Origin of the sequence: Ramlibacter sp., assembly GCF_035554825.1 — a bacterium.
GTDB lineage: Bacteria > Pseudomonadota > Gammaproteobacteria > Burkholderiales > Burkholderiaceae_C > Ramlibacter.
Genome location: NZ_DATMHS010000090.1, coordinates 1 through 25623, shown reverse-complemented (window position 1 = coordinate 25623; position 25623 = coordinate 1). Strand labels below are relative to the sequence as shown.

Annotated in this window: 20 protein-coding genes; 16 read left to right on the top strand and 4 right to left on the bottom strand. The window is 70.9% G+C overall.

Going from position 1 to position 25623, the window contains the following annotated elements; genetic code table 11:
- Positions 1 to 25 precede the first annotated feature (25 nt).
- Positions 26 to 2575, top strand: a complete 2550-nt coding sequence (locus tag VNT59_RS11420; RefSeq protein ID WP_325498528.1) for a hypothetical protein — start codon at positions 26 to 28, stop codon at positions 2573 to 2575.
- A gap of 28 nt (positions 2576 to 2603) precedes the next feature.
- Here the strand turns inward: VNT59_RS11420 and VNT59_RS11415 are convergent, their stop codons facing one another.
- A complete protein-coding gene (locus tag VNT59_RS11415) occupies positions 2604 to 4646 on the bottom strand; it encodes a M3 family metallopeptidase (RefSeq protein WP_325498527.1) in 2043 nt (680 codons plus the stop codon).
- 429 nt (positions 4647 to 5075) lie between these two features.
- Here VNT59_RS11415 and VNT59_RS11410 point away from each other — a divergent pair, with 429 nt between their 5' ends.
- Positions 5076 to 5858, top strand: coding sequence for a helix-turn-helix domain-containing protein (locus tag VNT59_RS11410; RefSeq protein ID WP_325498526.1), 783 nt, complete (start codon positions 5076 to 5078; stop codon positions 5856 to 5858).
- Between the two features lie 63 nt (positions 5859 to 5921).
- Here the strand turns inward: VNT59_RS11410 and VNT59_RS11405 are convergent, their stop codons facing one another.
- Positions 5922 to 6638, bottom strand: coding sequence for a GntR family transcriptional regulator (locus VNT59_RS11405; RefSeq protein WP_325498525.1), 717 nt, complete (start codon positions 6636 to 6638; stop codon positions 5922 to 5924).
- 192 nt (positions 6639 to 6830) lie between these two features.
- Between VNT59_RS11405 and VNT59_RS11400 the strand changes: the two genes are divergently transcribed.
- The 8 genes from VNT59_RS11400 to VNT59_RS11365 all read left to right on the top strand — a co-directional run bounded on the left by VNT59_RS11400 (position 6831) and on the right by VNT59_RS11365 (position 15047).
- Positions 6831 to 7883 carry a TRAP transporter substrate-binding protein gene (locus VNT59_RS11400; RefSeq protein ID WP_325498524.1) on the top strand — a complete coding sequence of 351 codons (1053 nt, stop codon included), beginning with the start codon at positions 6831 to 6833 and terminating at the stop codon, positions 7881 to 7883.
- An 82-nt stretch (positions 7884 to 7965) separates the two neighbouring features.
- Positions 7966 to 8586 (top strand): TRAP transporter small permease, encoded by a 621-nt coding sequence (locus VNT59_RS11395; RefSeq protein WP_325498523.1) that lies wholly within the window; start codon positions 7966 to 7968, stop codon positions 8584 to 8586.
- A complete protein-coding gene (locus tag VNT59_RS11390; RefSeq protein WP_325498522.1) occupies positions 8583 to 9866 on the top strand; it encodes a TRAP transporter large permease in 1284 nt (427 codons plus the stop codon). The genes VNT59_RS11395 and VNT59_RS11390 overlap by 4 nt, the downstream gene beginning before the upstream one ends.
- 28 nt (positions 9867 to 9894) lie before the next feature.
- Positions 9895 to 10578, top strand: coding sequence for a DUF2848 domain-containing protein (locus tag VNT59_RS11385; protein ID WP_325498521.1), 684 nt, complete (start codon positions 9895 to 9897; stop codon positions 10576 to 10578).
- Positions 10579 to 10588: 10 nt separating this feature from the next.
- Positions 10589 to 11941: an amidase gene (locus tag VNT59_RS11380; RefSeq protein ID WP_325498520.1), complete on the top strand. Its 1353-nt coding sequence runs from the start codon at positions 10589 to 10591 to the stop codon at positions 11939 to 11941.
- 31 nt (positions 11942 to 11972) lie between these two features.
- Positions 11973 to 13091, top strand: coding sequence for an NADH:flavin oxidoreductase/NADH oxidase (locus VNT59_RS11375; protein WP_325498519.1), 1119 nt, complete (start codon positions 11973 to 11975; stop codon positions 13089 to 13091).
- A 48-nt stretch (positions 13092 to 13139) separates the two neighbouring features.
- Positions 13140 to 13889 (top strand): hypothetical protein, encoded by a 750-nt coding sequence (locus VNT59_RS11370; protein WP_325498518.1) that lies wholly within the window; start codon positions 13140 to 13142, stop codon positions 13887 to 13889.
- A 138-nt stretch (positions 13890 to 14027) separates the two neighbouring features.
- The gene (locus VNT59_RS11365; protein ID WP_325498517.1) at positions 14028 to 15047 is read left to right on the top strand and encodes a Fe(3+) ABC transporter substrate-binding protein; all 1020 of its coding nucleotides are present in this window, start codon (positions 14028 to 14030) and stop codon (positions 15045 to 15047) included.
- A gap of 81 nt (positions 15048 to 15128) precedes the next feature.
- Here VNT59_RS11365 and VNT59_RS11360 read toward each other — a convergent pair whose 3' ends face one another.
- Positions 15129 to 16784, bottom strand: a complete 1656-nt coding sequence (locus tag VNT59_RS11360; RefSeq protein ID WP_325498537.1) for an iron ABC transporter permease — start codon at positions 16782 to 16784, stop codon at positions 15129 to 15131.
- A 124-nt stretch (positions 16785 to 16908) separates the two neighbouring features.
- Here VNT59_RS11360 and VNT59_RS11355 point away from each other — a divergent pair, with 124 nt between their 5' ends.
- Both VNT59_RS11355 and VNT59_RS11350 read left to right on the top strand, forming a co-directional pair.
- Positions 16909 to 18012 (top strand): ABC transporter ATP-binding protein, encoded by a 1104-nt coding sequence (locus VNT59_RS11355; protein WP_325498516.1) that lies wholly within the window; start codon positions 16909 to 16911, stop codon positions 18010 to 18012.
- Positions 18013 to 18058: 46 nt separating this feature from the next.
- On the top strand, positions 18059 to 18544 hold the full coding sequence (locus VNT59_RS11350; protein ID WP_325498515.1) for a Mut7-C RNAse domain-containing protein: 486 nt from the start codon (positions 18059 to 18061) through the stop codon (positions 18542 to 18544).
- A gap of 71 nt (positions 18545 to 18615) precedes the next feature.
- Here VNT59_RS11350 and VNT59_RS11345 read toward each other — a convergent pair whose 3' ends face one another.
- Positions 18616 to 19857: a D-alanyl-D-alanine carboxypeptidase family protein gene (locus tag VNT59_RS11345; protein WP_325498514.1), complete on the bottom strand. Its 1242-nt coding sequence runs from the start codon at positions 19855 to 19857 to the stop codon at positions 18616 to 18618.
- A gap of 259 nt (positions 19858 to 20116) precedes the next feature.
- On the opposite strand from VNT59_RS11345, the gene VNT59_RS11340 reads away from it, so the two are divergent.
- Genes VNT59_RS11340 through gsiB form a run of 4 tightly spaced genes read left to right on the top strand, consistent with a single transcriptional unit; the run spans position 20117 to position 25515 of the window.
- Positions 20117 to 21067 carry a MurR/RpiR family transcriptional regulator gene (locus tag VNT59_RS11340; protein ID WP_325498513.1) on the top strand — a complete coding sequence of 317 codons (951 nt, stop codon included), beginning with the start codon at positions 20117 to 20119 and terminating at the stop codon, positions 21065 to 21067.
- 44 nt (positions 21068 to 21111) lie between these two features.
- Positions 21112 to 22044, top strand: coding sequence for an isoaspartyl peptidase/L-asparaginase (locus VNT59_RS11335; RefSeq protein ID WP_325498536.1), 933 nt, complete (start codon positions 21112 to 21114; stop codon positions 22042 to 22044).
- A gap of 4 nt (positions 22045 to 22048) precedes the next feature.
- Positions 22049 to 23944, top strand: coding sequence for a dipeptide ABC transporter ATP-binding protein (locus tag VNT59_RS11330; protein WP_325498512.1), 1896 nt, complete (start codon positions 22049 to 22051; stop codon positions 23942 to 23944).
- A 35-nt stretch (positions 23945 to 23979) separates the two neighbouring features.
- On the top strand, positions 23980 to 25515 hold the full coding sequence (gsiB, locus tag VNT59_RS11325) for a glutathione ABC transporter substrate-binding protein GsiB (protein ID WP_325498511.1): 1536 nt from the start codon (positions 23980 to 23982) through the stop codon (positions 25513 to 25515).
- Positions 25516 to 25623: the final 108 nt, after the last annotated feature.

Below are 25623 nucleotides of genomic sequence, written 5' to 3'. Positions count from 1 at the left end.
AGCGGCATTCGGCGAGGAGACCGATATGGCAAGCTTCCTCACGACCCTGGCGGTCTACGTCAAGGCATACGGGCGGCATCTGTTGCGCTCGTCACCCTGGGTGACATTGGCGTGCGCGCTCCTCGCCCTGATGTTGCTGTTCGTTCCGCAGGCCGCGGAGCTGATTCTGTCGCAGGCGACGCTCCCCGAGGCGCGCGAGGCGGCCGGGTCCTTCTACTGGCGCCTGGTGGCGATCAATGCGGCCGCGCTGGTGCTTGCCCTCTCGATCTGGCTGAGTGCGCGCATGCTCGTCAGCGCCGAATGGAATGCGCGCGAGACGCCTGCAGCCGCGCGCGAGCAGGGGCCGCGCAGCTACCGGGATCCGGCGGGCCATCGCGACGCGTACGAGGCCGCGGACGCGCACGCGGCGCTGCACGTCCCTCGCGTCCTCGGCCTGACGGTGTTTCTCACGCTGCAGATCGCCGCCGCCCGCAGCATCAGCGTCCAGAGCTACTTCGTGCCGATCGCGCTGGTGGGGCTCTGGCTGGCGCTGCTGGTCCTGGGCTTGATGCGCATTTCCGAGGTCAAGGAGGCCAGGCTGCGGCCATGGTGGATCGGGTTGCTGGCCGGCGTGGCGCTGTATGCGTGGGGTGCCGTGCTGAACGACGAACACTGGCTGGGACTGCGCGCGCTCGATCCCGAGTGGCAACCCAGGCAGTTGCGCGCCATCTGGCTGATGGGATACGGCAGTGCCGGCATGGCGATCGGGCTGATCGCGCTCGCATGGTGGGTGACGAAACCGGGCGCTGGCGGCAAGCGACAGGCCGCCGTCACGGTGCTGGCGCTGGCAGGCATCGTCGCCTGCTTCGAGCTGGCCGGCGCGTTCGAGAACGAGCGGCTGTATACGCTGTTCTTCCTGACCCAATCCCTGATGGCGCTCCTGTACTGGGCGCTGGTGCTGGGACGCCGGCAGGCGGCGGCGTGGCTCAGCCGCTCGATCGGCGGCACCGGCGGCGGACGGATCGTCCTTGGCTGGAGCGCAGCGCGGCTGCGGTGGTTCGTGGGCGCCGCCATCACGGGCGCGACCGCGCTGTTCGTGGCCTGGGCGGTACTCGACCCCATCGGCATGGGCGGATACGTGGGGGCGATGGGCATCGTGCTGATGTTCTTCGCCTTCCTCGTGCTCGCCGTCGCGGCGCTGCAGGCGCGGATCGCACGCTCGTCCTGGCATCGCGTGGTTCCCGGAGGCTGGGTGGCCATCGGCTTGTTGGCCGTGTTCTTCTTCTGGCCCACACCGCCGCAGCGCCCGCCGCAGGAGGAGGTCGCCACGGCGCGGCGCCAGGAGAGCGTTCGGCAGGCGCTGGCGAAGCTGCCGGAGGACAACCGCCCGATCTTTGCCTTGGCGGCCCACGGCGGCGGCATCCGTGCGGCCTTGTACACCGCCTCGTTCGCCGCATGGCTCGACCATTACACGGGCTACGAGTTCTCGAATCGGCTCGTTGCCGCCAGCGGCGCATCGGGCGGCAGCGTCGGCCTGGCGGTGTGGGCGGCGGCGCGCGCGGCCGGTTGCGCGGACCGGCCGGCGGTGGGCGAGGGCCAGCGCCAGATTCCGGCCTGTGTGCAGGCCGTGAACGAAACCCTGGCACAGGACCATCTGTCGCCCCTGATCGCCACGGGACTGTTCCGCGACTATTTCCTGTTCCTGGCGAACCCCGAGCGGGGGAACACCTTGCAGCAAAGCATCCTGAACGCGGCCGCGCGGGTGCACGGCAGCGTGCTCCAGGGACTGAGCGGCCGGCTGAAAAGCGACCTGACGGCCGCGCCGTTTCCCCTGATGCTCAACGCCACGGAAGTGGGCACCGCGATTCCGTACGCCCTGGTCACCCGAGAGGGCATGCTGCCGACGGCAAGCCAGGAGCCGGGCCGGTATGTGACCTACGTGCCATCCAGCGCCAGCAGCAAGATTTCCTTGCTGACGGCTGCCATGCACAGCGCGCGGTTTCCTCTGATCTCGCCCAAGGCGATCGTCTTCCAGCGCGACGGCCCGACGGTTGTCGACGGCGGGTACTTCGACAATTCGGGGGTGGCCGTGCTGCGCCAGCACATTCTGGGCCTGCAGTCGCACTACAACGTCGACCTCCAGCGGCTGCGGCAGCAACTCGTGGTCGTCAGCCTCGACAACGAGCCGATCGCTTCGGTTCCGCCACGAACCACCAACGACGACCGCAATTCGCTGGACGAGATCCTCGGCACGATTCTGGCCGCGCGCGGTGCCCACGGACAGGCCGCGTGGTACCAGCTTTGCACCGAGCTCGACAAGTATCGGATGTATGGAACGCGCCCCGGCGCGTTCATGGGCGCGGCGTGCAGATGGCCGTCCGAGCTGGACGAGGACGACAACGTGTCCTTGTGGCAGGTCCAGCACGAAGCCCAGGGCCCGGCGCTGGGCTGGTCGCTCTCGCCGCGTTCGGCGCGCCGGCTGACGACCGACGCCCGCGTGAAAGCCTATGACCTGGCCCGCGATTTCATGTATCCGGCGGCGGGGCCGGAGCGGCCGGAAGGCGCGGCCATCCGGCGCGACCTGCCGATGCCCTGAGGGCGGTCGCCCGAAGGCGGCGCGTCGCTCAGGACCCCGTCAACCCCCGCTTGCGCAGCATCGACTCCACCCCCGCGTCCCGCCCGCGGAACGCGCGGTAGGCCGCGCCGGGGTGCTGGCGGCCGCCGGCGCTGTAGATGTGGCGCAGCAGGCGCTGCGCGGTGTCGCCGTGGAACGGGTCGCCGGCCTCGGTGAAGGCATCGAAGGCGTCGGCCTCCAGCACCTCCGCCCACATGTAGACGTAATAGCCGGCCGCGTAGCCGCCGGCGAACAGGTGCTGGAAGTGGGCGAGGTGGTGGCGCTGGCCGATGTCCTCGGGCACGCCGAGCAGCTGCCGCTGCTGCGCCTCGAATTGCGCGATGTCCACCTTGGTGCCGTGTTCCAGGCTGTGCAGCGCCATGTCGATCAGCGCCGGGCCGGTGTACTGGATCGTCGCCCAGGCCTGGTCGAACTGGCGGGCGCGCAGCAGCTTGTCCACCAGCGCGGGCGGGATCGGCTCGCCGGTGCGGTGGTGGCGCGCGTGGCGCTGCAGCACCTGCGGCTCCAGCGCCCAGTTCTCGAACAGCTGCGACGGCAGCTCGACGAAGTCGCGCAGCACCCGGGTGCCGGCCAGCCGCTCGTGCCGTACCTGCGACAGCAGGCCGTGCAGCCCGTGGCCGAATTCGTGGAACAGCGTGCGCACGTCGTCGAACGACAGCAGCGTCGGATCGGCCTTGGCGAAGTTGTTGTTGTTCACGACGATCGGCAGCGTGCCGCCGCCGTGTCCGGACTGGCTGCGGTACACGCTCATCCACGCGCCGCTGCGCTTGGTGGGCCGGGCGTAGTTGTCGCCCAGGAACAGGCCGACCAGGGCGTCGTCGCGCCCGCGCACTTCCCACAGCCGCACGTCCGGGTGATACAGCGGCGGGTCCGGCTGCTCGATGAACTTCAGGCCGAACAGCCGGCCCGCGACGTCGAACATCGCCGCGATCATGTTGTCCAGGGCGAAGTAGGGCTTGAGTTCGGCGTCGTCCAGGTCGTATTCGCGCTGCCGCACCTTCTCGGCCAGATAGCGCCAGTCCCACGCCGCGATCGGCACCGGCTCGCCCAGCTGCCGCGCCGTCCGGGTGAGCGCCTGGCGGTCCTCGTCGGCCCGGCGCTTGGCCGGCTCCCAGGCCCGGCGCAGCAGGTCGAGCACGGCCGCCGTGTCCTGCGCCATCCGGTCGGACAGCGCGTAGTCGGCGTAGGTCCGGTGGCCGTGCAGCGCCGCCTGCTCCTGGCGCAGCGCGACGATGCGCGCCGCGATCGGCCGGTTGTCGTGCGCGCCGTCGTGGGCGCCGCGTTCGGTCCGGCCGCGCCACACGCGCTCGCGCAGGTCGCGCCGCGCGGAGAACGTGAGGAAAGGCTCGGCCAGCGAAGGCGACAAGGTGATCGCGGCGGCGTCGGGGCCGAGGCCGCGCTCGGCCGCCGCGCCGCGCGCCGCCGCCCGGACCGAGTCGGGCAGGCCGGCCAGGTCGGCCTCGCCGCGCAGCGGCAGCACCCAGCCGGCTTCCTCGGCCAGCAGGTTCTGCGCGAACGTCGTGGTGAGCTCGGCCAGTTCCTTGGTGATCTCCGCATAGCGCCGGCGCGCCGGTGGCGCCAGCTTGGCGCCGTACAGCACGAAGTCCAGGTGCAGCCGCTCCAGCAGCGCCAGGTCCTCCTCGTCCAGGCCCAGCGCGCCGCGGCGACCGTGCAGCGCGTCGAGCCGCCGGAACAGTCCCTCGTGCATGAAGAGCCGGTTGTCGTGGTCGGCCAGGCGCGGCGCCATCTCGCGCTCCACGGCCTGCAGCGCCGGGCTGGTCTCGCTGGCCGTCAGGTTGCTGAAGACCAGTTCGATGCGCGAAAACAGGCGGCCGCAGCGATCCAGCGCCTGGACGGTGTTCTCGAAGGTCGGCGCCTCGGGCTGGTTGGCGATGGCGTCGACTTCCGCCAGCTGCTCGCGCATCGCCAGCTCGAAGGCGGGGGCGAAGTGTTCCGGCTTGATGTCGCGAAAGGGCGGCAGGCCATGGGGCCCCGTCCAGTCCTGCAGCAGTGGGTTGGCGGTGTCGTTCATTGGCCGGATTCTGCCTGCCTGGCGCACCCCTTGGCGGCCGCCGTGGCCGTTGCCCTCGGCCGCGCTGGCACAGCCGCGGGGAGGGCCGCCGTGCGCGTCCTACAGGCCGTGTGGCGCCCGGCTGTCGGGCCCCGGTCGCCGGACGCCGCACCATCGGCGCATGCACACGCCCCAACCAGACTACCCGACGCCGGTGGAACCGGTGCGGCCCGAGCCGTCGCCCAACGATCCCAAGCCGCTGCCCGAACCGATGCAGTAAGGGGGCCGCGCGGTGGTCGCGCGAGCCGTCCGATCAAAAGATGCACGCGAGAGACCTCTTTGCGCATGGTGTCTCGGCTTGAGCTTCGGGCGCGCTGCCCGTACAGTGGGGCAGGGCGTCACGAGCGCCCCATCCAATCACGCGGATCACGCGCCTGCACGCTCCCCACCATGCCTCCAACTGCCACGCTCGATCGTCCCTCGTCTCCGCTGAACGCGGCGGTGCGCGACGGCAAGGCCGCGCCAGCGCGCGCGCCGTGCAAATGCGCCACCTGCTGCGTCAGCACCCTGTGCCTGCCGGGCGGACTGTCCAGCGACGACCTGCAGCCGCTGGAGTCGCTGGCGCTGACCACGCGGCGGGTGCGCGGCGGCGAAACGGTGTTCCAGGACGGCGACCCGTTCCGCTATCTGTACGCGCTGCGCAGCGGCACCTGCAAGGCCACGGTGGCCCGGCCGAACGGCGGCGAGCAGGTGACAGGTTTCCACATGGCCGGGGAGGTGCTGGGGCTGGACGGCCTCGCCTGCGACGTCCACGGCACCACCGTCACCGCGCTGGAGGACAGCGAGATCTGCCTGATCCCGTACCGCCGCCTGGTCGCCGCGACGGCCGCCACGCCCGGCGCCAAGGACCTGATGTCGCACCTGATGGGCCAGGAGCTGCTGCGCGACCAGAGCATGATGGTGATGCTGTCGCTCACCGAGGCGGCCAGCCGGCTGGCGGCGTTCCTGCTCAACCTGTCGGAGCGGCACGCCTCGCGCGGCTATTCGCCGCGCGAGTTCTGGCTGCGCATGAGCCGGGCCGAGATCGCCAGCTTCCTGGGCCTGACGCTGGAGACGGTGAGCCGCACCCTCAAGTCGTTCCAGCGGCGCGGCTTCCTGCGGGTGGACGGGCGGCACGTCACCATCACCGACATCGACGGCCTGCGCGCGAGCTACGACCTGCGGATCCGCTGAGTTTCGCGGCGGGCGGCGTGACTGGCGCGGATCGCGCGCCCGGCGCCGCCGCTCGCGGGCGCTTCAGCGCCGGTGCAGCAGCGCCTGCTGGAACGAGAGCACGTGCGCCTGCACCGCCGCGGCGGCCGCGTCGGGGTCGTTGCGGCCCAGCGCGTCGATGATCGCGGCATGCTCCGCCTGCACCTCGGCCAGGTGGCCTTCGGCCGCCAGCGACAGGGCCCAGAAGCGCTGCGAGCGGGCGTGCAGCACCTTCAGGATCTCGGCCAGCATCTGGTTGCGGGCCGCCGCGGCGATGTGCTCGTGGAAGATCCGGTCGAGGTTCATCACCTCGGTCAGGTTGCGCCGCGCCACCGCCTCGTCGAAGCGCCGCGCCACGTCCTTGATCTGCTCGACCTCCGCCTTGGTCGACTTGGCGGCGGCCAGCCGGGCGCACAGTCCCTCGTTGGCGACCCGCACCTGGATCAGTTCCAGCGCGTCGTCGATCGACAGCGGCGACACCATCACGCCCTTGCGCGGGATGATCTGCACCAGCCCTTCGTTGGCCAGCCGGTGCAGGGCGTGGTTGATCGGGGTGCGGCCGAGCGCCAGTTCGTCCATCAGGCTGGCGGTGTTCAGATACTCGCCGGGCTTGTAGGCCAGCGTGGTGAGCGCGTCCTTCAGCAGCTGGTAGGCCTGCTCGTTCTGCGACGGCGCGTCGCCGCGCGCGCGCGCGGCGGGGGCGGCGGACTTGGCGCGCGTGGCTGGCTTGGGGCGGGGGCGGTCCATCAGTTCGGGCGGCATCTGGCATCGGGATCGTACCCGATTTACCTTCTGAAATGACCTTGATATCATGTTGATGTTCTTGTGAAATTTCACAGAACAGGAAGCCTCCGGCACCCCAGCGGACCGGGGGCCCGCTCCGCGCCCAACGCGCTCGCCGGTTGCCGGCGCGCCGGTCGCGCGGCTCCCGGTCATGTCTTAGGAACTTCTCGCATGAAAAAGCGCTTCCTCCTCGCCGCCACGATCGTCGCCGCGGCCGCCGCCACGCTGGCCAACGCCCAGACGGCCCTGCCCAAGACCCACCTGAAGGTGGTCGGCGGCCTCAGCAACCTGTCGGCCTACAACGACTTCGAGAAGCCGTTCTGGACCCAGGTGGTGCCCAAGCTGTCGAACGGTCAGGTGACGGCCGAGATCAAGGGCTTCAACGAGATGGGCCTGAAGGGGCCCGAGGTGCTGCGGCTGATGTCGCAGGGCGTGATCGAGTTCGGCACGGCCACGCTGTCGTACTTCGCCAGCGACAACCCGATCAACGAGGCGGTGGACCTGGCCGGCCTGGTGCCCGACGCCAAGACCGCGCGCGCCGTGGTCGACTCGTTCGCGCCCGTCTACGCCAAGTTCTACGGCGCCGGCACCGGCGTCAAGCTGCTGGGCCTGTCGCCGTATCCGGCGCAGGTGCTGTTCTGCAATGCGCCGATCAAGGGCCTGGCCGACATCAAGGGCAAGAAGGTCCGCACCAGCAGCCGCACCCAGGCCGAATTCGTCGACGCCCTGGGCGGCTCCAGCGTGACCATGGCCTTCGGCGAAGTGGTGCCGGCCATGCAGAACAAGGTGGTGGACTGCGCGATCACCGGTTCGCTGTCGGGCTACCAGGCCAAGTGGTACGAGGTCTCGACGCACCTGCTGGAACTGCCGGTCAACTGGAACCCGCAGATCCACGCCGTCAACCAGAAGGCCTGGGACAAGCTGGACCCGAAGGTGCAGGCGTTCCTGCAGGCGAACATCAAGTCGATGATCAACAACATGTGGGACGGCGCCGCGGCCCAGACCCAGGAAGGCTACGACTGCAACACCGGCGCCGCCGCCTGCAAGCAGGCCGTCAAGGGCAAGATGGTGCTGGTCAAGCCGACCGAGGCCGACCGCGTGCTGCTCAAGAAGGTGATGCAGGAAACCGTGCTGCCCAAGTGGGCCGCCCGCTGCTCGGCCAACTGCGTCGCCGACTTCAACGCCACCATCGGCAAGATCGTCGGGCTGACCGCCAAGAAGTAAGCCCCGGCCGCGCCGGCGCCCGAAGGCGCCGGCGTCCCACGGGCGGCGCACCCGCGCGCCCCGTCCCTACCAGCCCATACCCATGTCCTCCTCTCCCCGTACAGCGCTGCTGGCCCGGCTGCTGCGGCGCGCCGAGTCGCTGTCGCTCGGCGCCGTCTGGTTCGGCGGCGCCCTGACCCTGGCGTCGGTGTTCCTGATCGGCTTCGACGTGCTCGCGCGCAAGTTCCTCGGTTTCACCACCGGCGGCGCCGACGAACTGTCCGGCTACGTGTTCGCCATCAGCACCTCGTGGTCGTTCGCGCTGGTGATGCTGCAGCGGGCCAACGTGCGCGTCGACGCGCTGTACCTGCACCTGCCGGTGCGGGTGTCGGCCGTGCTCGACTGGCTGTCGCTGGTGGCGCTGGGCGTCTTCATGGTGTTCCTCACCTATTACGCGTTCGCGGTCGCCCAGACCTCGTGGGAACGGCACGCCGCCGCCAACACACCGCTGGCGACGCCGCTGTGGATCCCGCAGACCCTGTGGGTGATGGGGCTCGCCTGGATGTGCCTGGTGCTGGCGCTGATGCTGATCCGCGCCTCGGTGGCGCTGGTGACCGGCGACATCGCGCTGGTCAAGGAGCTGTGCGGCGTGCGCTCGACCCAGGAAGAGGCCGAGGAGGAAGCGATCGCCGGGGAGCGGCTGGTGCGGGGGGCAGCGTCATGATCGCCACCGCCATCGTCCTGCTGCTGGTTCTGATCGGCCTGAGCCTGCCCGTGGGCGCCGCCCTCGGCGTGCTGGGCCTGACGCTGGACCAGGTATTTTCCATGCTGCCGCTGTCCGGCGCGATGGGCGAGCTGTCCTGGAGTTCGAGCACCGAATTCCTGATGGTCGCCATTCCGCTGTTCATCCTGCTGGGCGAGGTGCTGCTGCGCGCCGGCTTCGCCGAGCGCATGTACGAGGCCATGTCGCTGTGGCTGTCGTGGCTGCCCGGCGGCCTGATGCACGCGAACATCGGGGCGTCGACGCTGTTCGCCGCCACATCGGGCTCCAGCGTCGCCACCGCCGCGACGGTGGGCACGGTGGCGATCCCGCAGATCAAGCGCTACCGCTACAACGAATCGCTGTTCCTGGGCAGCATCGCCGCCGGCGGCACGCTGGGCATCCTGATCCCGCCGTCGATCAACCTCGTGATCTACGGCGTGCTGACCAATTCCTCGGTCCCCAAGCTGTACCTGGCCGGCATCATCCCCGGCTTCCTGCTGGCCGCCCTGTTCATGGTGGTCGTGGCCGTGGCCTGCCTGGTCAAGCCCGCCTGGGGCGGCCACCGCATCAACGCCACCTGGGGCGATCGGATCGCCAGCCTGCGCCACCTGCTGCCGCCGCTGGGCATCTTCCTGATGGTGGTCGGCTCGATCTACATGGGCCTGGCCACGCCGACCGAGGCGGCGGCCCTGGGCGTGATCGGCGCGCTGGTGCTGGCGGCCTTCTTCCGCAAGCTGACGCTGCGCATGCTGCGCGAGTCGGTGGAAGGCACGATGAAGTCCACGGCGATGATCATGCTGATCGTGATCGCGGCCGGCTTCCTGAACTTCGTGATGTCGGCGATCGGCCTGACCGACGCGATGACGCAGAAGATCGTCGGCCTGGGCCTGTCGCCCGGCTGGATGCTGCTGGTGGTGGTGATCTTCTACGTGATCCTCGGCTGCTTCATGGAGACGCTGTCGATGATGATCGTGACGATCCCGCTGGTGGCGCCGATCATGACGCAGCTCGGCTACGACCCGATCTGGCTGGGCATCGTGATCATCGTGCTGGTCGAAACGGCGCTGATCACGCCGCCGGTGGGCCTGAACCTGTTCGTGGTCCACAGCCTGCGCAAGACCGGCTCGATGAATGCCGTGATCGTCGGCGCGCTGCCCTTCGTCGGCGCGCTGTTCGCGATCATCGCGCTGCTCGCCGTCTTCCCCGACCTGGCGCTGTGGCTGCCGCGCGTCTTCGGCTGATTTCCTTCCGTCTTCCTGGAATTTCCCAATGAAACTCGTCTTCAACGTCGAAGCCGCCGGCGCGCCGCGCCAGGTGCAGGCCGACATCCACACCTTCGTCATCGCCGGCTGGGCCGGCCGCGACCGCGCCGCGATCGACCACCACATCGAGGAGCTGGCTGCCATCGGCGTGCCGCGCCCGAGCGCCGTGCCGCTGTATTACCGCGTGGCCGAGAACCAGCTGACGCAGGCGCCGCGGATCCAGGTGGTCGGGCCGCACTCGTCGGGCGAGGTCGAGACCTTCGTCTTCATGGCCGACGGCGACCTGTACGTGAGCCTGACCTCCGACCACACCGACCGCAAGCTGGAGTCGCACAGCGTGGCGCTGTCCAAGCAGCTGTGCGCCAAGCCGGTGGGCAGCACCGCCTGGCGCTTCGCCGACGTGGCGGACCACTGGGACGAACTGGTGATCCGCTCGCGCATCGTCGAGGACGGCCGCGAGGTCGTGTACCAGGAAGGCGCCCTCAGCGCGCTGCGGCTGCCCGTGGAGCTGATCACGGGGTACACCGACGGTCGCCCGCTGCCGGCCGGCTGCGCTATGAGCTGCGGCACCGTCGGCGCGATCGGCGGCATCCGGCCGTCGACCTCGTTCGCGATGGAACTGTACGATCCGCGCAGCGGCCGCAGCCTGCGCCACCAGTACGCCGTCGACGTGCTGCCCGAAGTCGCCTGAGCGTGCCGTCATGACCGCCCTGACCACCATCGCCCAGCACGCGGCCGCGCTCGCCGCCGGCCGCACCACGTCGGCCGCCCTCACCGACGCCGCCCTGGCGCGGATCCAGGCGCCGCAAGGCGAGGGCGCCCGCGCCTTCACCCGCGTCTATGACGCCGGGGCGCGCGCCGCCGCCCGCGCCGCCGACGAACTGCGCGGCGCCGGGCTGGCCCGCTCGGCGATCGACGGCCTGCCGATCTCGATCAAGGACCTGTTCGACGTGGCCGGCGAGACCACCATGGCCGGCTCGGTGGCGCGGCGGGGCGAGCCGGCCGCCGTCGCCGACGCGCCGGTGGTGCAGCGCCTGCGCGCGGCCGGCGCCGTGATCGTCGGCCGCACCAACATGACCGAGTTCGCGTTCTCCGGCCTGGGCATCAACCCGCACTACGGCACGCCGCTCAACGCCTGGGACCGCGCCAGCGGCCGCATCCCGGGCGGCTCGTCCTCCGGGGCGGCGGTGTCGGTGACCGACGGCATGGCCGTCGCCGGCATCGGCTCCGACACCGGCGGCTCGGTGCGCATCCCGGCGGCGCTGTGCGGACTGGTGGGCTTCAAGCCGACCGCGCGCCGGGTGCCGCTGCAAGGCGCGCTGCCGCTGTCGGCCAGCCTCGATTCGATCGGGCCGATCGCCGCCAGCGTCGACTGCTGCGCGCGGCTCGATGCCATCCTGTCGGGCCACGACCTGGCGCCGCGGCCGGCGACGCTGCGCGGCCTGCGGCTGGCCGTGCCGCTGACGGTGGCGCTGGACGGCATGGACGATCATGTCGCGGCCTCGTTCCGCACCGCGCTGTCGCGGCTGTCGGCGGCCGGGGTGCTGGTGCAGGAAGTGGAACTGCCCGCCTTCGCCAAGCTCGCCGGCATCAATGCCAAGGGCGGCCTCACGGCCGCCGAGGCCTGGTGGTGGCACCGCGACCTGGTCGCGCGGGCCGCCGCCAGCTACGACCCGCGCGTGGTGTCGCGGATCCTGCGGGGCAAGGAGCTCTCGGCGGCCGACTACCTGGACCTGCGGCAGGCGCGCGCCGCCTGGACCGCCGAGGTCGGCGCGGCGCTGGAGGGCTTCGACGCGCTGGTGCTGCCGACCGTGCCGGTCGTGGCGCCGACGGTGGCCGAGCTCACCGCTGCCGACGACGACTACTTCCGCGCCAACGGCCTGATCCTGCGCAACCCGACGCTGATCAACTTCCTGGACGGCTGCGCGCTGTCGGTGCCGTGCCACGCGCCGGGCACGGCGCCGGCCGGCTTCATGATCGCCGGCGGCGCCATGAGCGATCGTCGGGTACTCTCGCTGGGCCTGGCGCTGGAAGCCATCCTGCAGCCACGCTGAGCGCCCCCTGCCACCGTCCTCGCATCCAGCCATGACCAGTCCTGCCTTGTTCACGCCGATCCGCTTCGGCCGCCTCGCGCTGCCCAACCGGATCATGGTTTCGCCCATGTGCCAGTACAGCGCCGTCGACGGCAACCCCGTCGACTGGCACCTGATCCACCTGGGCAGCCTGGCGATCTCGGGCGCCGGCCTGCTGTGCGTGGAGGCGACCGGGGTGACGCCGGAAGGGCGGATCACGCCCGGCTGCCTGGGGCTGTACAGCGACCAGAACCAGGCCGGGCTGCAGCGGGTGGTCCAGGCGCTGCGCTCGGTGTCGCAGATTCCGCTGGCGATCCAGCTGTCGCACGCCGGCCGCAAGGCCTCCAGCCGCGCCCCCTGGGACGGCGGCGCGCTGATCGCGCCGGACGCGGGCGGCTGGCTGCCGATCGCGCCCTCGGCGCTGCCGCAGCGGCCGGAGGAGCCGGCGCCGCGGGCGATGACGGCCGAGGACATCGGCCAGGTGATCGATGCGTTTGCCGCCGCCGCCCGCCGGGCCCGGGCGATCGGCTTCCAGGCCATCGAACTGCACATGGCCCACGGCTATCTGCTGCACCAGTTCCTGTCGCCGCTCGCCAATCGGCGCGACGACGGCTACGGCGGTGCGCTCGAGCACCGCATGCGGCTGCCGCTGGAAGTGTTCGAGGCCGTCGCCGAGGCCGCCGGGCCGGGCCTGCCGGTGGGCGTGCGCCTGTCCGCGACCGACTGGGTCGAAGGCGGCTGGGACATCGCCCAGACCATCGAGCTGGCCAGGCGGCTGGAGGCGCGCGGCTGCGCGTTTGTGGACATCTCCTCGGGCGGCGTGTCGCCGCTGCAGAAGATCCCGCTCGGCCCCGGCTACCAGGTCCACCTGGCGGCCCAGGTCAAGCGCGAGGTGGGCATCCCGGTGGTGACCGTCGGCCTGATCACCGATCCGGCCCAGGCCGAGCAGATCGTCGCGCAGGGCCAGGCCGACGTGGTGGCGCTGGCCCGCGGCCTGCTGCACGACCCGCGTTGGCCGTGGCGCGCCGCGGCGGAACTCGGCGGCACCGTGGCCGCGCCCAAGCAGCTGCTGCGGGCCCTGCCGGGCGGCCACCCGCCGATCTTCGGCGACGTGAAGATCGGGCAGCGCTGATCCGCGCTCTCGCCGACTGAACCGCGGCGGCGTGCCGCGCGCGCTCCCATGCTCCTGCTCAAGCTCCTGCTCGTCCCGACGCTGATCGCGTTGATCACGCTGGCCGGGCGCCGCTGGGGCCCGGCGGTGGCCGGCTGGCTGTCGGGCTTCCCGGTGGTGGCGGGGCCGCTGCTGCTGATGGTCGGCCTCGAGCAGGGACCGGCGTTCGCGGCGCAGGCGGCGCAGGCCTCGCTGCTGGGCATCCTGGCCAACCTCAGCTTCAGCATCGGCTATTCCTGGGGCGCGCGGCGCTTTCCCTGGTACCTCTGCCTCGGCTGCGGCATGCTGGGCTTCGGCGTCGCCGGCGCGTTGCTGATGGCCGTGCCGATGGCGCTCTGGACGGCGCTGGCCGTGACCGTCGCGGGCCTGCTGGTGGCGCCGCGCGCCTTTCCACGCAGCGCGCCGTTCGTGCTCCCGCTGGCGCAGCCGTCGCCGCTGGAACTGCCGGCACGGATGGCGGCCGGCGCCGTGCTGTCGGTGGCGGTCACGATGTCCGCCCAGCGCCTGGGCCCGGCGTTCAGCGGCCTGTTCAGCGTGTTTCCCGTGATGGCGCTGGTGTTCGGCGTGTTCTCCCATCTGACCTGGGGTGCGGCCGGTGCGATCCGGCTGCTCAGCGGGATGGTCCGCGGTTTCTACGCCTTCGCCACCTTCTGCCTGCTGGTCGCGCTGGCGGTGCCGGGCGCGGGTCTGGCGCTGGGCTTCCTGGCCGCGCTGGGCGGCGCGCTGCTGGTCCAGGCGGCCAGTTTCAAACGGGCCTGAGCGCCCGCCGGCCGGGCGGGTGGGGAGGGCGGTGTCGCGTCGTGGCCATTGATTTCGATCAAAACGCGAACAATTCGCATTTACATCCGTGTCGAATTCCGCCAGAATTCGCCGTCGACCCTTACCACCACCTGACCAATGACCATTTCGCTCAAGCTCGCCGTCCTGGCTGCGGCCCTGTCCGCCACCGCCTTCGCCAGCGCCCAGGAGAAGGTGCTCAACCTCTACTCGGCACGGCACTACCAGACCGACGAGGCGCTCTACGCCAACTTCACCAGGCAGACCGGCATCAAGATCAACCGGATCGAGGCCAAGGAAGACGAACTGCTCGAGCGGATCCGGAACGAGGGCGCCAACAGCCCGGCCGACGTGTTCATCACCGTCGACGCCGCCCGGCTGGCCAAGGCGGACGAGCTGGGACTGTTCGCCCCGGTGAAGTCGAAAACGCTGGAGAGCCGGCTGCCGGCCAACCTGCGCACCAGCGACTGGTTCGCGTTCTCGACCCGGGCCCGGGTGATCGTCTACGCCAGGGACTCGGTCAGGCCCGAAGACGTGGCCAGCTACGACGACCTGGCATCGGGCAAGCTCAAGGGCAAGGTCTGCAGCCGCTCGGGCAGCCATCCGTACAACCTCTCGCTGATGTCCTCGATCATTGCGCACAAGGGCGAGCAGAAGGCCGAGGAATGGGCCAAGGGCGTGGTCGCGAACTTCGCCCGCGCGCCCAAGGGCGGCGATACCGACCAAATCAAGGCGGTGGCGGCCGGCGAGTGCCAGGTGGCGCTCAGCAACACCTACTACGTCGCCCGGATGATGCGCTCCGACAAGCCCGAGGACCGCAAGGTGATGGAAAAGGTCGGCGTGGTCTGGCCCAACCAGCAGACCACCGGCACGCACATCAACATTTCCGGCGGCGGTATGCTGAAGACGGCGCCCCACAAGGAAGCGGCCGTCAAGTTCCTCGAGTACCTGGCCAGCGACGAGGCCCAGAAGTACTTCGCCGACGGCAACAACGAGTGGCCCGCTGCCAAGGGGGTCAAGGTCGCCAACCCGGCGCTGGAGACGCTCGGCAGCTTCAAGGCCGACGCGCTCAACGTCGGCGAACTGGCGAAGAACTCCGCGCTGGCCCAGAAGGTCTTCGACCGCGCCGGCTACCGCTGACCGAATCCCGAATCACCTGACTGCGGCGCGCCAGCGCGTCGTTTCCGGCCCGCGAGGCGACTCGCGGGCCTTTTTGCATGGCTAAGGCCGCTGGCCGCGCCGCGAACGGGCGATCTGCCGCGACAGGACGATCAGCGGCAGCAGGCCCACGGCGACGATCGCCAGGGCGGGCAGGGCCGCTTCGGCCAGCCGCTCGTCCGACGCCAGCGTGTAGGTCTGGGTGGCGAGCGTGTCGAGGTTGAACGGCCGCATCACCAGCGTGGCCGGCAGCTCCTTCATCACGTCGACGAACACCAGCAGCAGCGCGGTGAACAGGCTGCCGCGCAGCAGCGGCACGTGCACCCGCCACAGGGTCAGGGTCTGGCCGTGGCCGAGGCTGCGCGCCGCGTCGTCCATGCTGGGCGTGATCTTGGCCAGGCTGGCCTGCACCGTCTGCAGCGCCACCGCCAGCAGGCGCACCAGGTAGGCGTAGACCAGCGCCGCGATGCCGCCGGTGATCAGCAGCCCCGGGTTGGCGCCGAACCAGGCCTGCCATTGCAGCGCGAGCCAGTTGTCCAGCCGCGTCACCGGAATCAGCACGCCGACGGCGATCACCGAACCGGGCACCGCGTAGCCGAGCGACACCAGCCGGTTCAATGCCGCCGGGCCCGCGCCCTTGGCCATGCGCGCCGCGTAGGCCAGCAACAGCGCCAGCAGCACGCCGGTCAGGGCGGTGACGCTGGCCAGCAGCAGGCTGTTGCCGGCCAGCCGGGCGAACCGCGCGCCGATCGGGACGGCGGCAGCGGCATCGGGCTCGCCCAGGGCCAAGCGCACCAGCAGCAGCGCCGGCAGCACGAAGCCGGCCACCAGCGGCGCCGCGCACACCAGGAACGCCGCGGCGCCGCGCCAGCCGGTCAGGTGCAGGCCGTGCTGCGGCCGGTTGCGTCCGGTCGTGTTGTGGAAGCGGGCCCGGCCGCGCGTGGTCCGCTCCAGCGCCAGCAGCAGCACCACGAAGCCGAGCAGCGCGGCCGCCAGTTGCGCCGCGGCGACCCGGTCGCCCAGCGAGAACCAGGCGCGGTAGATGCCGGTGGTGAAGGTCGGCACCGCGAAATAGGAGACCGTGCCGTAGTCGGCCAGCGTTTCCATCAGCGCCAGCGACATGCCGGCGACGATGGCGGGCCGCGCCAGCGGCAGCGACACCCGGAAGAAGCTGGCCCAGGGCCCCGAGCCGAGCGTGCGCGCCGCTTCCAGCATGCCGCCGGCGCGCTCCAGGAAGGCCGTGCGCGCCAGCAGGTAGACGTAGGGGTAGAGCACGAACACGAACATGGCCACCGCGCCGCCGGCGCTGCGGATCTCCGGAAACCAGTAGTCGCCGCGCTTCCAGCCGAAGGTGTCGCGCAACCAGCCCTGCACCGGCCCGACGAACTGCAGCAGGTCGGTGTAGACGTAGGCCAGCACGTAGGCCGGCATGGCCATGGGCAGCACCAGGGCCCATTCGAACTGGCGGCGGCCGGGGAACTCGTGCATCGTGGTGAGCCAGGCCGTCGCCACGCCGACCACCGCGACCCCGGCGCCCACGCCGGCGAAGAGCCACAGCGTGTTGCCGACGTACCCGGCGAGCACGGTGGACGCCAGGTGCGCCCAGGTGTCGGAGCTGCCGCCGACGAACAGGTTCGCCAGCACGCTGAGGACCGGCAGCGCCACCAGGGCGGCCAGCACCAGCGCGAGCAGGACCAGCAGGTTCGGCCGCTGCGCCAGCCGCGGCCAGGGCCGGCGCCGGGCCGGCGCGGGCCCCTGCTGCGAGGTGGCGGTGGGAGGTGCGATCGAGGTGCGCAAAATATAATCAGTGCCCAATGAACGGCCGCCAACAACTTCGTCCCCGATGGTGAACTCCATCGCCCAGCTCGAAGCCGACGGCATTGTCCAGCGCTACGGCAAGCATACCGTTGTCAACGACGTCGGCTTGCGCGTCGAGCAGGGCCGCATCGCCTGCCTGCTCGGTCCGTCCGGTTGCGGCAAGACCACGCTGCTGCGCTGCATCGCCGGCTTCGAGGACCTGGCCGCGGGCGAGATCCGGCTGCACGGCGCGGTCGTCAGCCGGCCGGGCTGGCGCCTGCCGGCCGAGGCGCGGCGCATCGGCATGGTGTTCCAGGACTACGCGCTGTTTCCCCATCTCACGGTCGACGACAACGTCGCCTTCGGGCTGCGCGGCCAGCCGGCCGCGGCCCGCGGCCAACGGGTCGAGGAGATGCTGCGCCTGGTCGGCCTGGCGTCGCAGGCGCGGAAGTTCCCGCACGAGCTGTCCGGCGGCCAGCAGCAGCGGGTGGCGCTGGCGCGGGCGCTGGCGCCGAATCCGGCGCTGGTGCTGCTCGACGAGCCGTTCTCCAACCTCGACGTCGACCTGCGCGAGCGGCTCTCGCTCGAAGTGCGCGACATCCTGAAGTCCTGCGGCACCACCGCGGTGCTGGTCACCCACGACCAGCGCGAGGCGTTCGCCATGGCCGACGAGATCGGCGTGATGGCCGAGGGCCGCATCCAGCAATGGGACACGGCCTACAACCTGTACCACCGGCCGCGCAACCGCTTCGTGGCCGACTTCATCGGCGAGGGCGTGTTCGTCAGCGGCGCGGTGCTGAACCCGCGCCAGGTGGAGGTCGAGCTCGGCGTCCTGGACAGCGCCGCCGCGGTCGACTGCCACGAGCTGGGCTGCGCCCAATGCGGCAAGCGCTGCCGCGTGGACGTCCTGCTGCGGCCCGACGACATCGTGCACGACGACGCCAGCCCGGTGCTGGCGCAGGTGCTGCACAAGGCGTTCCGCGGCGCCGAGATCCTCTATACGCTGGCGCTGCCCTCGGGCCGGCGGGTCCTGTCGCTGGTTCCGTCCCACCACAACCACGCGATCGGCGAGCGCATCGGCATCCGGCTCGACGTCGATCACGTCGTCACCTTCCGCCAGGAGCCGGCGCCGCCGCCCGCGCGGTCCTAGCCAGGGAACCGGGGCGGGCGGCGCGGGTCAGACCAACGACCCCGCGATGATCGAGACGCCCTGCCATCAATTCGCCGCCGACGCGATGCTCGGCCGGCTGGCGCGCTGGCTGCGCGTGCTCGGCTTCGACACCACCTACGACGAGGCGATCGACGATCCGCTGCTGGTGCGGCAGGCGCTGGACCAAGGGCGGATCCTGCTCACGCGCGACCGGCACCTGCTGCGCGAGCTGCGGCCGGCCCGCGCGCACGAGGTGCGCGGCGACGTGCCGCTGGAGCAGCTGCGGCAGCTGGTGGTCGAACTCGGCCTGCCGCCGCCGGCGGCGCTGTTCACGCGCTGCATCCTGGACAACACCGCCTTGTCCGATCCGCTGCCGTCGCACGAGGCCTTCGAACTGCTGCCGCCGCTCAGCCGCGCGTCGGCCGGGCCGGTGCGGCGCTGCGCCACCTGCGGCCGGCTCTACTGGTCCGGCTCGCACGTGCGCCGCATGCGCATGGCGCTGGAGCGCGCGATGCCGGGCTGGCTGGCGTGATGGCGTGATGGCGTGACCGCGCGACCGCGTGACCGCGTGACGGTTGCGCGTGGCGTGCGGCCCGCCGTGCCTCAGCGCTGGTCCCCGCTCTTGCGCTGCGCGTGCCGCGGCAGGTAGGTCTGGTGCACCCGCGGCTCGGGCGTGGCGCGCTGGCGCCTGGCCCGCGCCTGGTGCTCGCCCTGGGCGCTCGCCTTGGCCTGGTGCTGGCCGCGGGCCGGCCGCGCGTGCTGCGCCGGCGCCGCCGGCCGTTCGGCGACCTGCGGCTCGCCGCCGGCGAAGCGCTTGATGCGCTCGGCATCCGCCAGCCGGCTGTGCTTGTCCGCGGAATCGAGCAGCACCAGGATCAGGTCGCGTCCGGCCACCTTGGCGTTCATGGTCAGGCACTGCCCGGCTTCGACGATGTAGCCGGTCTTCTGCAGGTTGATGTCCCAGTGCGGGTTCTTCACCAGCCGGTTCGAGTTGTTGAAGCGCAGGGTCCGCCGCCCCAGCAGCACCTCGTGCTGCGGCGTGGTCGAGTACTCGCGCAGCAGCGGCTCGCGCGAGGCGGCCGCCACCAGCAGGGCCACGTCGCGCGCCGTCGACTGGTTGCGGTTGGACAGGCCGGTCGGATCGACGAAGGTCGTGTTCTTCATGCCCAGCAGCCTGGCCTTGCGGTTCATCGCCGCCGCGAATGCCGCCACGCCCCCCGGATAGGTGCGGCCCAGCGCATGCGCGGCCCGGTTCTCGCTGGACATCAGCGCCAGCCGCAGCGCTTCGGCCCGCGGCAGCGAGGTGCCCACCCGCAGGCGCGAGCGGCTGTTGCGTTCGTGGTCGACGTCCTCCTCGTTGATCGTGATCGCCTCGTCCATGGGCAGCTTCGCCTCGGTCACCACCAGCGCCGACATCAGCTTGGTGAGCGAGGCGATCGGCAGCACCGCATCCTCGTTCTTGCCCAGCAGCACCTTGCCGCTGCCGGGCTCGACCACGTAGGCCGCGCTGGCGCGCAGGTGCAGGTCGTCCTTCGTGTTGTGCAGGCCGGCGCGGTGCCCCCAGGAAACGCCGTCGCGCTCCTGCGGCGGATCGGCTTCGGTGGTCGGCGATTCGCCGGTGATCGCCGGCAGCAGGTCGGCCAGGGCCGCCGACACCCCGGCCTCGGCCGGCGCTGGCGCGGACGCCGCGGCGGCCGGCGCCTGCACCGCCGGCGGCTGTTGGGCCTGGCGGTCGGCCCGCAGCCGGGCCACCTGCCAGCCGCCGGCCGCGGCCAGCGCGGCGGCAAGCAGTGCGACGAGCGTGAACGTTCTTCTTCGAGGTCGTGTCTGCGTGGGTCTGCGCATCGATCGGGGTCCCGGCCCGCCACACGGCGGCAGGCGGGAACTCTAGCGAGGCTGGGGGCGCCGCGGCGCTGCAGGAATGGAGCATGCGCTTGTAGGCCGACGGCGACAGCTGCGGCGCGCTGCGCGGTCCGGCCGCGGCGGCCGGACCGCAGCCCAGCGGGGCGCCCGTGAAATGAAATGATGAAAAATTTCGTTATGATGAGCTCCGTTGTAAATATATGTTCACCCAGTTTTCGCGGCCCAGGCCGCGCGCGTGCTGATGGCAGCGGTTCCCGGCAATCCTTCGATGGCGCAGCGCATCGCGCGGCTGCTGCCGGCGCTCTCCCGCTCGCACCGGCAGATCGCCGACTGGGTGCTGGCGCACCCGCTGCAGGCCGCGGCGATGCCGATCGACGAACTGGCCGCGACGGTGGGCGTGTCGGTGGCCACCGCCAACCGCTTCGCCCGGGCCCTCGAGTTCGACGGCTATGCGCAGTTCCGGGCGGCCCTGGTGCTCGGATTCGAGACCACGCTGGCGCCGGTGGAAAAACTGCGCAGCAAGCTCGAACGCTCGGCCACCGTGGCCGACGTGTTCGCCTCCACGCTGTCGGACATCCAGCGCAACATCCAGCTCACGCGCCAGTGGCTCGACCCGCAGAGCTGCCAGAAGGCGGTGGATGAGATCCTCAAGGCGCAGCGCATCTACATCGTCGGCTACGGCAGCAGCAGCTGGCTCGGCGGCCTGCTGCAGCGCAGCCTCGATCCGCACTGCGACAACGTGCAGTTGCTCGCCACCCCCGAGGCCGCGTCGTACGGCGCCAAGGTGCTCAGTCGCGCCAGGCACGGCGATCTGCTGGTCGCGATCGCCTTCCCGCGCTACCTGGCCGACACCGTGCGGCTGGCGGCGCTGGCGCGTGAAGCCGGCGTGCCGGTGCTGGCGCTGACCGACCGGGTGTCGTCCCCGCTCGCGCCGGTGGCGACGGTCGCGCTGTATGCCCAGACCGACAGCCACTATTTCGCCAATTCCGAGGCCAGCGTGCTGGCGCTCATCGAAGCGCTGGCCAGCGCCGTCGCCCATCGCGCCAAGGGTTCCGTGAAGGCCGCCACCCAGCTGGCCGAGTCGGTGCTGCCCTGGCTGCATCGCGACGAAGGCGCCCGCGCGCGCGCGCCGGCGGCCGCCGCGCCGCGGCGCCACCGCCGCTCTCCCACCACATCGAAAGTCACCAAGTGAGCCAACCCCGCCCACTCATCGTCATCCACGGCGGCGCCGGCACCATGAGCCGCACCGGTGCGGCCGCCGAGCAGCAGGCCGCCTACCACGCCGCCCTGCAGGGCGTGCTCGGCCCGGCGCAGGACGTGCTGGCCAAGGGCGGCAGCGCCCTCGACGCGGTCTCGGTGGCCGTCGACCTGCTGGAAGACTGCCCGTTGTTCAACGCCGGGCACGGCGCCGTGTTCACCCACGACGAAACCCACGAGCTGGATGCCGCCGTGATGGACGGCGCGACGCTCAAGGCCGGCGCCGTCGGCTGCGTGACGCGGATCAAGCGGCCGGCGCGGGCGGCCCGCGCGGTCATGGAGCACACCGAGCACGTGCTGCTGGTGGGCGCCGGTGCCGAGGCGCTGGCGCAGCGCCTGGGCCTCGAGATGGTCTCGCCCGACTACTTCTCCACCGAGGCGCGGCGCGAGCAACTGCGCCGCGCGCTGGCCGCCGACAAGGCCGTGCTCGATCACGACGGCGCGGCGCTGGTGTTCCGCCAGCCGGCCGCCGCGGCGGCGCCGCTGGACGAGAGCCGCAAGTTCGGCACCGTCGGCGCCGTGGCGCTGGACGCCCACGGCAACCTGGCCGCCGCGACGTCCACCGGCGGCATGACCAACAAGCAACCGGGCCGCGTGGGCGACTGCCCGGTGATCGGCGCCGGCACCTACGCCGACAATCGCACGGCCGCGATCTCCTGCACCGGCACCGGCGAGATGTTCATCCGCGTGCCCGCCGCCTACGACGTGTGCGCGCGCATGGCCTATGCGGGCGCCTCGCTCGAACAGGCCTGCGAGGCGGTGGTGATGCAGTCGCTGCCGGCGATCGGCGGCCGCGGCGGCCTGATCGCCGTCGACCGCGCCGGCAACTTCAGCATGCCGTTCAACACGGAAGGCATGTACCGCGGCTACGCCCGGGTCGGCGAAGCGCCGCAGACCGCGATCTTCCGTTGATCCCATGACGAGCACGCTGATCGACCTGCCGCCGCCGTCCGCTCTGGTGCTGCCCGAGCAGCGGGTGGCGGACGTGAGCGACCTCTCGGTGCGCTTCGCGACGTCCGAGCGCACGGTGGATGCCGTGCGCAACCTCTCGTTCCACGTCGACCGCGGCGAGACGCTGGCGATCGTGGGCGAGTCGGGGTCCGGCAAGTCGGTGACCTCGCTGTCGCTGATGCGCCTGGTCGAACACGGCGGCGGCCGCATCGTCAGCGGCCGCATGGCCTTCCGCCGCCGCAGGGGCGACGTGCTGGACCTGGCGCAGGCCGATTCGGCCACCATGCGCAGCATCCGCGGCGCCGACATCGCGATGATCTTCCAGGAGCCGATGACGTCGCTGAACCCGGTGTTCACGGCCGGCGACCAGATCGCCGAATCGATCCGGGTCCACCAGGGCAAGAGCGCCGGCGAAGCGCGCGCCGAGGCGCTGCGCATGCTGGAGCTGGTGCGCATCCCGGAGGCGCGCAACGTGCTCGACCGCTTTCCGCACCAGCTCTCGGGCGGCATGCGCCAGCGCGTGATGATCGCGATGGCGCTCTCGTGCCGGCCCTCGCTGCTGATCGCCGACGAGCCGACCACCGCGCTGGACGTGACGATCCAGGCGCAGATCCTGCAGCTGATCCGCGCGCTGCAGGAAGAGATGCGCATGGGCGTGGTGTTCATCACCCACGACATGGGCGTGGTGGCCGAGGTGGCCGACCGCGTGCTGGTGATGTACGGCGGCCGCCAGGTGGAGGAGGGCGCCTCCGAAACCATCTTCGCCGCACCGCGCGAGCGCTACACCCGGGCGCTGCTGTCGGCGGTGCCGCGCCTGGGCTCGATGCAGGGCACCGACCTGCCGCGCAAGTTCGAGCTGCTGCGCACCGACGAGCGCGACGCCGCGCCGGTCGACACGACGCCGCAGGACACGGTGGCGGCCGGCAGCGCGCCGGTGCTGCGGGTCAAGGATCTGGTGACCCGCTTCGACGTGCCCAGCGGCATCCTCGGCCGGGTCAAGCGCCGCGTGCATGCGGTGGAGCAGGTCAGCTTCGACCTGCTGCCGGGCGAGACGCTGGCGCTGGTCGGCGAGTCGGGCTGCGGCAAGTCGACCACCGGCCGCTCGCTGCTGCGGCTGGTGGACAGCCAGTCCGGCGTCATCGAGTTCGGCGGCGTGAACGTGCGCGACCTGCCCAACACGCAGCTGCAGGCGCTGCGCCGCAACATCCAGTTCATCTTCCAGGACCCGTTCGCCTCGCTCGACCCGCGCGTCACCGTCGGCTTCTCGATCATGGAGCCGCTGCTGGTGCACAGGATCGCCAAGGGCAAGGAAGCGCAGGCCCGCGTCGACTGGCTGCTGCGCAAGGTGGGGCTGCCGACCGACGTGGCGCACCGCTATCCCCACGAATTCTCCGGCGGCCAGCGGCAGCGCATCGCGATCGCCCGGGCCCTGGCGCTCAATCCCAAGGTGGTGATCGCCGACGAGTCGGTGTCGGCGCTGGACGTCTCGATCCAGGCCCAGATCGTCAACCTGATGCTCGACCTGCAACGCGAGCTGGGCATCGCCTTCCTGTTCATCTCGCACGACATGGCCGTCGTCGAGCGCATCAGCCACCGGGTGGCGGTGATGTTCCTGGGCCAGATCGTCGAGATCGGGCCGCGCCGGGCCATCTTCGAGAACCCGCAGCACGCCTACACCAGGCGGCTGATGGCGGCGGTGCCGGTGGCCGATCCGAAGCGCCGGCACCTGCGGCGGGAACTGCTGGAAGGCGAGATCCCCAGCCCGATCCGGGCCGTCGGCGACGAACCGGTGGTCAGGCCGCTGCAGCAGGTCGGTCCCGGCCATTTCGTCGCCCGCCATCCGGTGGGCGGGCAGTTCTGAGCACGTCCCTTTGACTTTTACCTGAGGAGCAACCAATGAAACATACCCTCGCACCCCTGGCCGCCGCGCTGGCGCTGACGGCCACGCTGGCGACCCCCGCGTTCGCGGCCAAGGACGTGGTGGCGGCCGTCGCCTCGACGTTCACCACCATGGACCCGTACGACGCCAACGACACGCTGTCGCAGGCGGTGGTGAAGTCGTTCTACCAGGGCCTGTTCGGTTTCGACAAGGCGATGAAGATGGTGCCGGTGCTGGCCGAGAGCTACACCGCCAGCAAGGACGGCCTGCAGTACACGATCAAGCTGAAGAAGGGCGTCAAGTTCCACGACGGCACCGACTTCAACGCCGAGGCGGTGAAGGTCACCTTCGACCGCGTCACCAACCCCGAGAACAAGCTCAAGCGCTACAACCTGTACAAGAACATCGCCAAGACCGAGGTGGTGGACGCGTCGACGGTGAAGTTCACGCTGAAGGAGCCGTTCTCGCCCTTCATCAACTCGCTGGCGCACCCGTCTGGCGTGATCATCTCGCCGGCGGCGCTGCAAAAGCACGGCAAGGCCATCGCGCAGAACCCGGTGGGCACCGGCCCCTTCAAGTTCGTCGAGTGGAAGCAGAGCGACTACCTGAAGGTGGAGAAGTTCGACGGCTACTGGCGCAAGGGCTACCCCAAGGTGGACACCATCACCTTCCGCCCGGTGGTCGACAACAACTCGCGCAGCGCGATGATGCAGACCGGCGAGGCCCACTTCACCTTCCCGGTGCCGTACGAGCAGGCCGAGCTGCTCAAGGGCAAGCAGAACATCGAGCTGACGGCGGCGCCCTCCATCGTGCACCGCTACCTGTCGATGAACACGCTGCAAAAGCCGTTCGACAACCCGAAGGTGCGCCAGGCGATCAATTACGCGATCAACAAGCAGGCGCTGGCCAAGGTGGCGTTCTCGGGCTACGCGATCCCGGCCGAGGGCGTGATGCCGCACGGCGTCGAATACGCCGTGAAGCTCGGCCCGTGGCCGTATGACCCGGCCAAGGCCAAGGCCCTGCTGAAGGAAGCCGGCTACCCCAACGGCTTCGAGACCACGCTGTGGTCGGCCTACAACCACACGACGGCGCAGAAGGTGATTCAGTTCCTGCAGCAGCAGCTGGCGCAGGTCGGCATCAAGGCTTCGGTGCAGGCTCTCGAGGCCGGCCAGCGCGTCGAGAAGGTCGAAAGCGCGCAGGACGCCGCGAACGCGCCGGTGCGCCTGTACTACGTCGGCTGGTCCTCGTCGACCGGCGAAGCCGACTGGGCGATGCGCCCGCTGCTGGCGAGCGAATCCATGCCGCCGAAGATGTTCAACACGGCGTACTACAAGAATCCGGCCGTCGACGACGACATCCGCAAGGCGCTGAACACGACGGACACCAAGGAAAAGACGCGCCTGTACACCGATGCGCAGAAGCGCATCTGGGCCGACGCGCCGTGGGCGTTCCTGGTGACGGAGCAATTGCTGTCGGCGCACGCGAAGGGGCTGAGCGGCTTCCACGTGATGCCGGATGCGTCGTTCAACTTCGACGACGTCGACCTGAAGTGATCGGCTAGGAACCCGCCCGCGATGGCCAGCTATTTCCTCAAGCGCCTGCTCGGCCTCTTGCCGACGCTGCTGATCGTCGCGGTGCTGGTGTTCCTGTTCGTGCACATG

Bases quoted from the DNA above. Each gene is read 5' to 3' on its own strand.
- VNT59_RS11340 (WP_325498513.1), top strand. From the start codon at position 20,117: ATGGCAGCGGTTCCCGGCAATCCTTCGATGGCGCAGCGCATCGCGCGG.
- VNT59_RS11365 (WP_325498517.1), top strand. From the start codon at position 14,028: ATGACCATTTCGCTCAAGCTCGCCGTCCTGGCTGCGGCCCTGTCCGCC.
- VNT59_RS11415 (WP_325498527.1), bottom strand. From the start codon at position 4,646: ATGAACGACACCGCCAACCCACTGCTGCAGGACTGGACGGGGCCCCAT.
- VNT59_RS11370 (WP_325498518.1), top strand. From the start codon at position 13,140: ATGCTCCTGCTCAAGCTCCTGCTCGTCCCGACGCTGATCGCGTTGATC.
- VNT59_RS11380 (WP_325498520.1), top strand. From the start codon at position 10,589: ATGACCGCCCTGACCACCATCGCCCAGCACGCGGCCGCGCTCGCCGCC.
- VNT59_RS11405 (WP_325498525.1), bottom strand. From the start codon at position 6,638: ATGCCGCCCGAACTGATGGACCGCCCCCGCCCCAAGCCAGCCACGCGC.
- VNT59_RS11400 (WP_325498524.1), top strand. From the start codon at position 6,831: ATGAAAAAGCGCTTCCTCCTCGCCGCCACGATCGTCGCCGCGGCCGCC.
- VNT59_RS11390 (WP_325498522.1), top strand. From the start codon at position 8,583: ATGATCGCCACCGCCATCGTCCTGCTGCTGGTTCTGATCGGCCTGAGC.
- VNT59_RS11385 (WP_325498521.1), top strand. From the start codon at position 9,895: ATGAAACTCGTCTTCAACGTCGAAGCCGCCGGCGCGCCGCGCCAGGTG.
- VNT59_RS11395 (WP_325498523.1), top strand. From the start codon at position 7,966: ATGTCCTCCTCTCCCCGTACAGCGCTGCTGGCCCGGCTGCTGCGGCGC.
- VNT59_RS11375 (WP_325498519.1), top strand. From the start codon at position 11,973: ATGACCAGTCCTGCCTTGTTCACGCCGATCCGCTTCGGCCGCCTCGCG.
- gsiB (WP_325498511.1), top strand. From the start codon at position 23,980: ATGAAACATACCCTCGCACCCCTGGCCGCCGCGCTGGCGCTGACGGCC.
- VNT59_RS11420 (WP_325498528.1), top strand. From the start codon at position 26: ATGGCAAGCTTCCTCACGACCCTGGCGGTCTACGTCAAGGCATACGGG.
- VNT59_RS11345 (WP_325498514.1), bottom strand. From the start codon at position 19,857: ATGCGCAGACCCACGCAGACACGACCTCGAAGAAGAACGTTCACGCTC.
- VNT59_RS11335 (WP_325498536.1), top strand. From the start codon at position 21,112: ATGAGCCGCACCGGTGCGGCCGCCGAGCAGCAGGCCGCCTACCACGCC.
- VNT59_RS11350 (WP_325498515.1), top strand. From the start codon at position 18,059: ATGATCGAGACGCCCTGCCATCAATTCGCCGCCGACGCGATGCTCGGC.
- VNT59_RS11410 (WP_325498526.1), top strand. From the start codon at position 5,076: ATGCCTCCAACTGCCACGCTCGATCGTCCCTCGTCTCCGCTGAACGCG.
- VNT59_RS11355 (WP_325498516.1), top strand. From the start codon at position 16,909: ATGGTGAACTCCATCGCCCAGCTCGAAGCCGACGGCATTGTCCAGCGC.
- VNT59_RS11330 (WP_325498512.1), top strand. From the start codon at position 22,049: ATGACGAGCACGCTGATCGACCTGCCGCCGCCGTCCGCTCTGGTGCTG.